The organism is bacterium (assembly GCA_035703895.1).
Classification (GTDB): Bacteria; Sysuimicrobiota; Sysuimicrobiia; order Sysuimicrobiales; family Segetimicrobiaceae; genus Segetimicrobium.
Genome location: DASSXJ010000163.1, coordinates 1 through 4661 on the forward strand (window position 1 = coordinate 1; position 4661 = coordinate 4661).

4 protein-coding genes are annotated in these 4661 nt (G+C 64.6%); all 4 read right to left on the reverse strand.

Annotated elements, in window-relative coordinates; genetic code table 11:
* Positions 1-457 precede the first annotated feature (457 nt).
* Complete coding sequence (locus VFP86_11580) at positions 458-1351, reverse strand: ABC transporter permease (protein ID HET9000280.1); 894 nt, start codon at positions 1349-1351, stop codon at positions 458-460.
* Positions 1348-2286 carry an ABC transporter permease gene (locus tag VFP86_11585; GenBank protein HET9000281.1) on the reverse strand — a complete coding sequence of 313 codons (939 nt, stop codon included), beginning with the start codon at positions 2284-2286 and terminating at the stop codon, positions 1348-1350. The genes VFP86_11580 and VFP86_11585 overlap by 4 nt, the downstream gene beginning before the upstream one ends.
* Positions 2287-2292: 6 nt before the next feature.
* Positions 2293-3846: an ABC transporter substrate-binding protein gene (locus tag VFP86_11590; protein HET9000282.1), complete on the reverse strand. Its 1554-nt coding sequence runs from the start codon at positions 3844-3846 to the stop codon at positions 2293-2295.
* Positions 3847-4248: 402 nt separating this feature from the next.
* A partial coding sequence (locus VFP86_11595; GenBank protein ID HET9000283.1) for a hypothetical protein occupies positions 4249-4661 on the reverse strand: 413 nt, incomplete at its 5' end.

Here is a 4661-nt window from a genome sequence, read left to right on the forward strand (position 1 = left end):
CCTTCACGAGCATCTGCTGGCGCGCAGCCTCCCAGGCCTCCGGCGACACGATCGGAGGTATCTTCATTCCGAGATGTCCTTTCCCGTGTTCCTTGTCTCTCTCCTTGCTTGTTGCCATCTTATTCCTCCTTTGTTTTCCGAGACAGACCGGGACGATTCGCTCTGAAAAATTTTCTGAACATGCCGATGCACACCGCCAGAATTCCTCCCGGGATCCGCCGTAAGACAACATGATTCATGGGGCCACCAATACAGGCGATGGTTTACCAATGGATAGTTTGTCTTTCTTCTTGACCAAAATTTCCGCCGAGCCCGCCGACCATCACTTTACCCTCCTTTAATACCCAGCTTCTCCCCCGGGCTCCTCTACGTACTCCATCTCTCGCGACAGGATATCAGTGCCTCCAGGATCCGACCTAGGTCGGAAGGCTTGGTCGCTTGCGTCCGACAAAGGTGCCTACGGGCGGCGCCGTCTCAGGAAGCCGGCCAGCCCGTCGCCGATCAGGCTGAACGCGATTCCTACGACGGTGATCGCCAGCCCGGGGAAGGTCGGCAGCCACCACGCGGTCAAGACGTACTCGCGGGACTCCGCGATCATCGCCCCCCATTCCGGCGTCGGAGGTTGCACACCGAGGCCGAGGAAACTCAACGACGCGCCAGCCAGGATGTTCAGAACGGCGGCCGACATCGCGAACACGAGGGCGGGGCCGACGACGTTAGGCAATAGGTGGCGGACAATGACGCGCAGGTCCCCGGCGCCGATCGCCCGCGCCGCAAGCGCGTACTCGAGCTGCTTGGCGATCAGCACCTCGCCGCGGACGAGGCGCGCGAACGCGACCCACCCGACCAGGATCAGCGCGTAGTACATATTGATGAGGCCGGGGCCGAGGATGGCCACGATTGCGATCAGGAGCACATAGAACGGGAACGCCACCTGGATGTCGATCACCCGCATGAAGATCGTGTCGATCAGGCCGCCGTAGTAGCCCGACACCGCGCCGACAGCGACGCCGATCACGAGTGGCACCACGGTGCAGAGGAAACCGACCGTGAGGTCGATGCGCGTGCCGTACAGGATCCGCGACAGTTGATCGCGCCCGAACTTGTCGGTGCCGAGCGGATGGGCCGCGCTCGGCGGCTGCACCGCCGCAGCGTAGTTCTGGCGGATGGGGCTGTAAGGGGCTAGATGCGGCGCCGTCATCGCGGCGGCCACGACCGCGGCGATGATGACGAGGCCGATCACAAGCGACGGGCTCCGCAGCCACACCCATGCGAGCGAGCGCAGCCGCCGGCCCTCCGGCGCGCCGCCGCGTGCCGCGGCCAAACCACCAGGCAGTCCGGCTTCGTTCATAGGGCGATGCGCGGATCGATCAGCGCGTAGGTGATGTCGGTCACGAGGTAGATCACCGAGACCAGCACCGCGTAGACGAGAGTGAATCCCTGCACGACCTGATAGTCGCGTCCCAGGATCGCCGCGACCATCTGGCTCCCCATGCCGGGCAACGCGAACACCGATTCGATGATGACCGACCCGCCTACCAGGAAGCCGATATACAACCCGAGCAGCGTGACGGTCGAGATGATCGCGTTGCGCAGAACGTGGCGGAGCACGACACGCCGGGCCGGCAGGCCCTTCGCGCGGGCGACCATGACGTGCTCCGCGGTGAGCGTGGAGAGGATCGCGTCGCGCAGATTGCGCGTCAACACGGCAGAGACGCCGAGGCCCATCGTGAGCGCCGGCAGGAAGAGATAGTAGACGTGCTCGCCGAAGGTGTGGCCGCCCCCGCCGACCGGAAACAGCCCCAATTTCACCCCGAAGAGGATCAACATCAGGATTCCCACCCAGAAGCTCGGGGTCGAAATCCAGAACACGGAGAACCCGCGGATCGCCTGGTCGACGGCGGAGTCTTTGCGCAGTGCTGCGGCTACGCCCAGGGGCACCGTGATGAGCGTGGCCAGAATCATCGCGTACGTGACCAGGAACAGCGTGAGCGGCAGCCGCTGCCGGACGAGGTCGAGCACCGGCGCCCGCACGACGACCGAGCGTCCGAGGTCGCCGCGAACGAGCCCGGCAATAAAGATCGAGAATTGCACCGGCACGGGACGGTCGAGTCCCAGATGGTGGCGCAGTTCTGCAACCGCCTCGGGCGTCGCCTGGATGCCCAGCATCGTCGTCGCAGGATCGCCCGGGATGAGGCGGATCATGTAGAAGATCAGCACGGACAGAATGGCGAAGGTGACGGCCATCTGCCCCAGCCGGCCGGTGATGTAGCCGCGGCGGTTCATCGACTACTAGGCGAGCGACACCTTCCAGTACAGCGGCACGCTGAGCGGCGTCCGTAAAAACCCTCGGACGTTTGGCGTGAGGTAATTCACCGACGGCGTGTAGTAGAGCGAGATCGTGCCGCCGACGTCCTGATTGTAGATGTTCTGAATCTCGTTGTAGAGCGCCTCGCGCTTGCGCTGGTCGAGTTCTTCGGCCGCGGCCTTCACCAGCTGCACCGCGTGTGCGCTCGGCTGGTAGCCGCTGTTCATGCGGGGGTCGACGAAGAAGAATTGGACCAGCTGATCGGGATCCATCATGCCGTTCGTCCACTGGTAGCCGGAGATGGCATCGTAGGCGCCCTTGTACCACGCGGCCACGAGGGCCGCGCCGTCCGTTTCCTGGATCTGGACCTGGATGCCGATGTCCCCCCACATCTGCTGGGCGAGGACCGCGTTGTCGCGGCCCAGCTGGCTGCCGCTCGGTAGCTGGAGCGTGATGCCGCTCCGGCCGTTGGGATACTTCGACTCTTTCATCAACTGCTTCGCCCGCGCCGGGTCGAAGGGCAGGGAGGCGCGGCTGTTCCAGAAGAGGCCGCTGCGCGGCATGAACGAGTTCGCCGGGACCGCGAGGCCGGCCGTCGCCCGATCGACGTACACCTTTCGGTCGAGTGCCAGGCTCATCGCCTGCCGCACTTTGACGTCGTCGAACGGCGGCCGCGTGGTCTGGACGACCAGGAAGTACACTTGCTGCTGAGCGAACGTCAGCAACTGGCCCCGCGGATCGCGCTTGAGCACCGCCAGCTGGCTGAACGGGATGGCCTCGGCGCCGTTCAGGTTGCCCGCCTGGATCTGGAGTACCTTGGTGGTGTCCTCGGGCACTTGCTTGATGATGACCTGATCGAGGTAGGGGTAGGGCTTGCCGTCCGGGGCCGTTTCCCAGTAATGCGGGTTGGCCTCCAGCGTCAGGTGGTCGTTCGACACGAACTCCTTGACCACGAACGGGCCCGTGCCGATCGGCTTTGTAAACTCCTTTTGGCCGGTGGCGGCGATCTCTTCCTTGGGGAATACGGCGTTGGAGAGCACCGCGAGCCGTGCCAGCATGCTGGCCACCGGCGAGTTCAGCACGATGGCGACCGTCTTGTCGTTCAGTTTGACGATCGTCTTCGCTTCTGCGAGGGTCCATTTGTAGACGCCCTGGGTGCGCGCGCGCTCGAGCGATGCGACGACGTCGTCCGCGATCACGGGCTTACCGTTGTGGAACCGCGTGTCGCGCAGGTAGAACGTGTAGGTGAGGCCGTTGCCGCTGACCGTCCACCGCTCGGCGAGCGCCGGCTCGACGGCCGTCGCGGTCTCGTTCGCGCGGACGAGGCCCTGGCAGATGTTGGACAGCGTGGTGCTGTCGGTACGGGCCTGGGTCCACACCGGATCCATCCGGATCGGGATGGTCGTGTAGGCCCATGTGAGAGTGCCGCCGCGCCGCGCGGGCTCGGCCGCCGCAACCTCGAGGATCGCGTGCCATCGGTCGAGCGCGAGCAGCCCTGCGCCCGCCGCCACCGCTCCCAGAAACTCACGCCGCCTCATGCCGCACCTCCCGGGGGACTCTGACGGCCCTTTTCGCCCCGGTTCGCGTGCCGCCCTCCGGCCGGGCTACGGCCCTGCCCGGACGATGTCTCGGGACGGGGCGGCCGAGAGGTACCCGGGTAACAATGCCCCAGAAAAGCCGAGAGACTGGAACGTTTGATAATCAAGCGTTCCAGGCGTCCCAGGTCTTCCCTAACTGGTAGCGGGGGCTGGATCTTTCCCTCTGCCAACACTGGAGGCGCTGCTGACGTAAACCGGCCGTTGCTTGTCTTTGTTGGAGCTGTTCCCCAATGCCACGAAATCATGCATCCCAAACTTCTCCCAATCCACAAGCTCGAACATTTCTTTTGGTCTACAGACGACGCCTTCGTTGCTGGTCAGCATCCTCCGAATACCCCGCTGTCACTGCAGAGAGGCGGCTCCACCGGTCCCTTCGTTGGAGGCGGCTGGCCCTAACTCGAGCACCAGCATACAGGCGATTTCCCCGGCCCGCATCGACAGCGTCACCACCAGTGAACTGAGCAAGCACCCGGGCCCATCTCTACACGCCGGGTTGAATGCGTCCTCCGAAAGAGCCGCGACGTACGCGTCAGTCGAGGCGAATACCGCCCGGGCATAGGACCGGAGCCGGGCGTAGTCGAGTCGGACGCGCCGAGCCCAGGCATTCCGGTCTGCCGCCACCGGACAAGGCGGCAGCTCGCTGAGGCCAGTCCGGCGGAGCCAGGTCGATAACGCAAGCGGCGTTCCTTTGGCGAGCACGCCGTTCACGGCCAAATCCTCACTGAACACGGCTTGCGCGTAGGAAGCGGCGATAG